Raw genomic sequence first — 4,524 nt, 5'->3', positions numbered from 1 at the left:
CTGTATCCAATAGCAGGCATGTCTGGTTTTCCTGCTTCATATCTTCTCATTTTACTTGTTTTACCTCTAGGGCGTCTCCATTTTATTCCAAGTTTTTTATAACGAGCATATTCTTGTCTTTTAAATCTTTTATTAGCCATTATAATCACCAATTTATTCTTTGCTAATTAAGTATATTCCGTCTTGGAATACTCTAGGATCTCTTCCTTTAATTTTAGTTGCTTGTTCTAAGTTAGCCATGGTTTGACCAACATGTTCCTTGTTGATACCAGTAATTGTTACCTCATCACCTTTAACTGCTACTTTAGCACTACCTACGATTTTAGCAGTTCTTGGGTGTCTTTCCCCGAGGAAATTATCAATAGTTACGATATCTTTTTCAGCTTTTACAGTCATTGGAAAGTGAGCAAATACAATTTTCATATGATATTCGAAACCGTCAGTAACACCAATAATCATATTGTTAATGTGTGCTCTAGTAGTTCCTATCATTGCTTTATCTTTCTTTTTAGGAAATGCTGTTTCCAAAACAACTTCATTTTCTTCTTTTTTAATACTTACATTAGGATAAGTAAATTTTCTGGAGTTTTCTCCATTAGGTCCTTTAACAGTGACCTCATTATTTTCAATTATAACTTCGACGCCTTCAGGGATTTCAATATTTTCCCTTATAGCTGCAGCTACTACCATTATATCACCTAATACATGTAAGCCAACAAACGTCCACCAATTCCTCTTTCTTTAGCCTCATAGTGAGTCATAATTCCTTCAGGAGTTGTGACGATTAAAATACCAAAATTCTTTGCTGGCAAATATCTTTTTTCAAATTTCTCAAATTCATCTTTTTTTACAGCGTGACGAGGTTTGATAACACCACATTTGTTAATGTTACCGAGTAATTCTACTGTGAATTTTCCTGCTCTATTGTCATCGATGTATTCAAAGTTACCAATATAATTCTCTTTTTGCATTGTGCTTAAAACTTCTCCAATTAATTTGGATGCGGGAGAAATAACACATGAATCGTTTACTTGCAATTCGTTATTTCTAATATTAGTTAAAGCATCTGCGAGAGGATCCATAAGACTCATATCATAACACCTTAATTATATTTTTTAAATCCAATTTTAGGAGCAATTTCCCTAAAACATTGTCTGCACAAATTTAATCCATATCTACTGATCATAGCAGAATGGTCTCCACAACGAGCACATTTTTTTGCTGCTTTTCCATATTTTCTTGGCAAACTAATCACCTATTCAATTATTTCAGTTACGTAATTAACATTAAAGTTTTCTTCCATATATTTCATGGTTTCTTCTTTAGTAATTCTATGTTTTTGAGGAACTTTCTTTTGTCTAATTTTTCTTCTGGATATTCTGTAACCAGGTTTTTCAAAAGTAATTGAAACATTCATACCGAAGATACCGATATCTGGATTATATTTCATTCCAGGAATATCAATGTGCTCTTTAATACCGAATGAAAGGTTACCTTGAGCATCAAATTGGGTAGGTTTAATGTTTCTGCTGATTCCTTCTAAAACCATATCAATTGCTCTGTCAGCTTTTTCTCCACGTAAAGTTAATTTACATGCAATTGGTTGACGTTTTCTAATACCCCATTCTGGGTTAGTTACTGTTGAGAAAGTTTTAACAGGAGTTTGTTCAAACATTTCTTCTAAAAGAGTAATAGCACGGGATAATTTTTCACCTGCTTCTCCTACACCAATACTGACAGTAGCTTTTTCGATTCTAACTTCATTCATTGGGTTCATTTATTAACCTCCAATAAAGAAATTGCTGGAGCATCGCTACCAACTACAAATGCATAATCTTTTAAAGTTAAAAATTCATCTTTAGCACTATTTTCAATAATAATAGTATTAGGGTTAGATGATTTATTTTCAATAATTTCACTTACAGTACCTAATTCTCCGGTGTGTTTACCACCAGTAACAAGAACAGTAGCACCAATTTCTAAAGGATAAACTTCATTAATTTCTTGTTCAGGTACTTTTAAACTAATTACATCCCCAACAGCATAATCATTTTCTTCAAGGATTATGTTTTTACCATCATGTAAGTTTAATTGGATTTTTCCACCTTTGATAGTGGTTTTATCAACAATTTTACTTAATTTAGTATCATTTTCATCAATTGGGTGTAATTGTAATCTTCCTTTAGTATCTAAAAGAACTCTATAAACTTCACCAGTTTTTGGAATTTCCACAATATCTTGGAATCCTACTGGGAATTTATAATCTTTAATAACTCTGCCATCTACTAAAACATTACCTGAGTTGATGATCCTTTTAGCTTCTCTAGAGTTATCAGCTAATTTTAAGATATCTCTGATAACTAAAGTTAATGGAATAGCATCAACAATAGCATGAGAACCTGCGGAAGGTTTTACTGTCCAGGTATCTTCTTTAGGATGAATTGGCCAAGTTTTAGGCGCTTTGTATCTTTTAAGATGTTTTCTAGATCCCATTTTAGCCATTTTAATTATCTCCTCTATTTTTTATTCTTCTATCGTCTTTTGTATCAGCATCAATAATCATTAAGTTAGATGGATCAACTGGAAGGAAAACTGCAGTTCCGTCAGGTTTTGATAAGGTAACTTCTTCAATAGTTACTTTGTATGAACCGTAATCAACGTCGAGAACTTCTCCTTCGTGTCCTTTGAAATCTCCACGGAGAACTCTAACTTTGTCCCCTGATCTTAATGGTAAAGATTTTTTGCCTATTTTTTCTTTTAAATCTTTACTTAAAGTAGCACTTAAATATTTACCACGTGCATGAGCAGGAGCATTATAAAGAGCTTTTCTTTGTTTTCTTGGTTGTATTGACATTTTTTCACCTATACTAAAATATTTGCTGCACTACCTACACTAGGCCATCTGTCTGCTGCTTCTTTAGCAACAGGTCCTCTAATTTCAGACCCTTTTAATATTCCTTCAGGAGTAATAATAACAGCCGCATTATCTTCAAATTTAACGCGAAGACCATCAGCACGTCTATATTCCTTTTTTTGTCTGATAACAACTGCATTAACAATTTCTCTTCTCATATCAGCAGTACCTTTTTTAACAGAAGCAACAACTAAATCTCCAACACCAGCAACGTCTAATCTTCTTCTTACACCTTTAAATCCTTTAACGGAAATAATTTCGATTTCACGTGCACCAGTATTGTCAACACATTGGAGTCTTGCTCCAATTGGTAATGCTTTAGATATACTAGATGTTAATGGTTTCATATTATTTACTCTCCTTTAACCTCAACTAAAACAAAGTGTTTAGTTTTACTTAATGGTCTGCATTCTGCAACTTTTACAGAATCTCCAACATTCACATCTAAACAATCTGGTTTGTGAACATTGATTTTAGATTTTCTTTTTTCATATCTTTCATATTTTCTAATGAATTTATAGTAACTACGTTCGACACTAATGGTCCTTTCTGCTTTGTTACTAACAACAACACCCTCAAGGACTTGACCTCTTACAGGTAAAGTACCGTGGAAAGGGCAATTAGGATCATCGCATGTAGTTTCTGGTTCTTGAACATTAAGCCCAACCATATTATCACCATTTAAATTTTTTTAAACCTTTTTTTTATTCTATCTTCAGGACGAATTGACAAAATATCACCAATCACTTCTACTTTTTCACCAGACGGAATTTCGAAAGTGAAAATTGAACCTTTTTTGGGAATTATTTTTTCCTGCCCATCAGATTCAATTTTAAAGGTGTTTTTTGTCTCATCTATAATAATTCCATATAAATTAAGAGATTTATTCGTTTTACTTTTAACATCGACATTTAATCCGATGAACTCATGATGTACCAAATTTTTTGTAGTAATCATTTTCCCAAATCTCTTAACTAAAACATTTATAATAAATCATGCAGAAAAATTATAAAATTTTATTGAATATATCGAAGGATTATCTTCTTTTTTTATTATTTTTCTTAGATTCACGAATTTCAATTGTATCAGATGAGAAACCCATATCAGATAAAACTTCTTTAACTTTGACCTTATGATCACCTTGAAGTTCTATTTGACTGTTTTTAGCGGTTCCACCACAAGCACATTTTGCTTTAAGAGTTTTAGTGAGCTCTTTGATATCAATATCATGTTCATCGATACCTTCGATAATAGTCATGAGTTTTCCAAATCTTCTTCTAACTGTAAAAACTTTTACAGCCTGAACTTCACGTGCAATTTCTTCACAGACACAAAGTTCCTCAGGAAGCCCACATACATCACAGATTTTTGACATTTAATTCTCCTTCTGTTTTTCATTCAATATTGTAAGAACACGAGCAATTGTTCTTTTTAATTCTCTAATTTTTCCAGGGTTTTCATTAACCCCGGCAGCTGCACTTTTAGAAACATTTTTGGATAATTCAGTTCTGAGTTCAACTAATTTTTCTTGAATCTCATCAACTTCCATGTCCCAAATTTCTTTACTTCTTAAAATCGCCATTGTTCCAACTCTTTTAAGATAATTAAAT

12 protein-coding genes are annotated in these 4,524 nt (G+C 32.3%); all 12 read right to left on the bottom strand.

Features of this window, described 5'->3' with window-relative positions; genetic code table 11:
• On the bottom strand, positions 1–140 hold a 140-nt coding region (locus ACKI5C_RS03175; protein ID WP_407431777.1), incomplete at its 3' end, for an eL32 family ribosomal protein.
• A gap of 13 nt (positions 141–153) precedes the next feature.
• A complete protein-coding gene (locus ACKI5C_RS03170; protein ID WP_407431776.1) occupies positions 154–690 on the bottom strand; it encodes a 50S ribosomal protein L6 in 537 nt (178 codons plus the stop codon).
• An 8-nt stretch (positions 691–698) separates the two neighbouring features.
• Positions 699–1,091, bottom strand: a complete 393-nt coding sequence (locus ACKI5C_RS03165; RefSeq protein ID WP_292877639.1) for a 30S ribosomal protein S8 — start codon at positions 1,089–1,091, stop codon at positions 699–701.
• A gap of 11 nt (positions 1,092–1,102) precedes the next feature.
• A complete protein-coding gene (locus tag ACKI5C_RS03160) occupies positions 1,103–1,255 on the bottom strand; it encodes a 30S ribosomal protein S14 (protein WP_198144363.1) in 153 nt (50 codons plus the stop codon).
• Entirely contained in the window at positions 1,256–1,777 is a 522-nt protein-coding gene (locus tag ACKI5C_RS03155; protein WP_407431775.1) for a 50S ribosomal protein L5, read from the bottom strand.
• The gene (locus ACKI5C_RS03150) at positions 1,774–2,502 is read right to left on the bottom strand and encodes a 30S ribosomal protein S4e (RefSeq protein WP_407431774.1); all 729 of its coding nucleotides are present in this window, start codon (positions 2,500–2,502) and stop codon (positions 1,774–1,776) included. The genes ACKI5C_RS03155 and ACKI5C_RS03150 overlap by 4 nt, the downstream gene beginning before the upstream one ends.
• Position 2,503: 1 nt before the next feature.
• Complete coding sequence (rplX, locus tag ACKI5C_RS03145; RefSeq protein WP_407431773.1) at positions 2,504–2,854, bottom strand: 50S ribosomal protein L24; 351 nt, start codon at positions 2,852–2,854, stop codon at positions 2,504–2,506.
• Positions 2,855–2,862: 8 nt separating this feature from the next.
• On the bottom strand, positions 2,863–3,261 hold the full coding sequence (locus ACKI5C_RS03140; RefSeq protein ID WP_407431772.1) for a 50S ribosomal protein L14: 399 nt from the start codon (positions 3,259–3,261) through the stop codon (positions 2,863–2,865).
• Positions 3,262–3,266: 5 nt separating this feature from the next.
• On the bottom strand, positions 3,267–3,584 hold the full coding sequence (locus tag ACKI5C_RS03135) for a 30S ribosomal protein S17 (RefSeq protein ID WP_058739678.1): 318 nt from the start codon (positions 3,582–3,584) through the stop codon (positions 3,267–3,269).
• An 11-nt stretch (positions 3,585–3,595) separates the two neighbouring features.
• Complete coding sequence (rnp1, locus tag ACKI5C_RS03130; protein WP_407431771.1) at positions 3,596–3,871, bottom strand: ribonuclease P protein component 1; 276 nt, start codon at positions 3,869–3,871, stop codon at positions 3,596–3,598.
• A gap of 79 nt (positions 3,872–3,950) precedes the next feature.
• Positions 3,951–4,289: a stress response translation initiation inhibitor YciH gene (gene yciH, locus ACKI5C_RS03125; protein ID WP_296807785.1), complete on the bottom strand. Its 339-nt coding sequence runs from the start codon at positions 4,287–4,289 to the stop codon at positions 3,951–3,953.
• Positions 4,290–4,496 (bottom strand): 50S ribosomal protein L29, encoded by a 207-nt coding sequence (gene rpmC, locus ACKI5C_RS03120; protein ID WP_058739681.1) that lies wholly within the window; start codon positions 4,494–4,496, stop codon positions 4,290–4,292. It abuts the gene before it with no gap.
• Positions 4,497–4,524 lie beyond the last annotated feature (28 nt).

This window comes from Methanobrevibacter sp., from assembly GCF_045646045.1.
GTDB lineage: Archaea > Methanobacteriota > Methanobacteria > Methanobacteriales > Methanobacteriaceae > Methanocatella.
The sequence above is the reverse complement of the archived record's forward strand: the minus strand, read 5'-3'. Positions and strand labels throughout refer to the sequence as shown.

Bases quoted from the DNA above. Each gene is read 5' to 3' on its own strand.
- rplX (WP_407431773.1), bottom strand. From the start codon at position 2,854: ATGTCAATACAACCAAGAAAACAAAGAAAAGCTCTTTATAATGCTCCT.
- ACKI5C_RS03155 (WP_407431775.1), bottom strand. From the start codon at position 1,777: ATGAACCCAATGAATGAAGTTAGAATCGAAAAAGCTACTGTCAGTATT.
- yciH (WP_296807785.1), bottom strand. From the start codon at position 4,289: ATGTCAAAAATCTGTGATGTATGTGGGCTTCCTGAGGAACTTTGTGTC.
- rpmC (WP_058739681.1), bottom strand. From the start codon at position 4,496: ATGGCGATTTTAAGAAGTAAAGAAATTTGGGACATGGAAGTTGATGAG.
- ACKI5C_RS03170 (WP_407431776.1), bottom strand. From the start codon at position 690: ATGGTAGTAGCTGCAGCTATAAGGGAAAATATTGAAATCCCTGAAGGC.
- ACKI5C_RS03135 (WP_058739678.1), bottom strand. From the start codon at position 3,584: ATGGTTGGGCTTAATGTTCAAGAACCAGAAACTACATGCGATGATCCT.
- ACKI5C_RS03140 (WP_407431772.1), bottom strand. From the start codon at position 3,261: ATGAAACCATTAACATCTAGTATATCTAAAGCATTACCAATTGGAGCA.
- rnp1 (WP_407431771.1), bottom strand. From the start codon at position 3,871: ATGATTACTACAAAAAATTTGGTACATCATGAGTTCATCGGATTAAAT.
- ACKI5C_RS03150 (WP_407431774.1), bottom strand. From the start codon at position 2,502: ATGGCTAAAATGGGATCTAGAAAACATCTTAAAAGATACAAAGCGCCT.
- ACKI5C_RS03165 (WP_292877639.1), bottom strand. From the start codon at position 1,091: ATGAGTCTTATGGATCCTCTCGCAGATGCTTTAACTAATATTAGAAAT.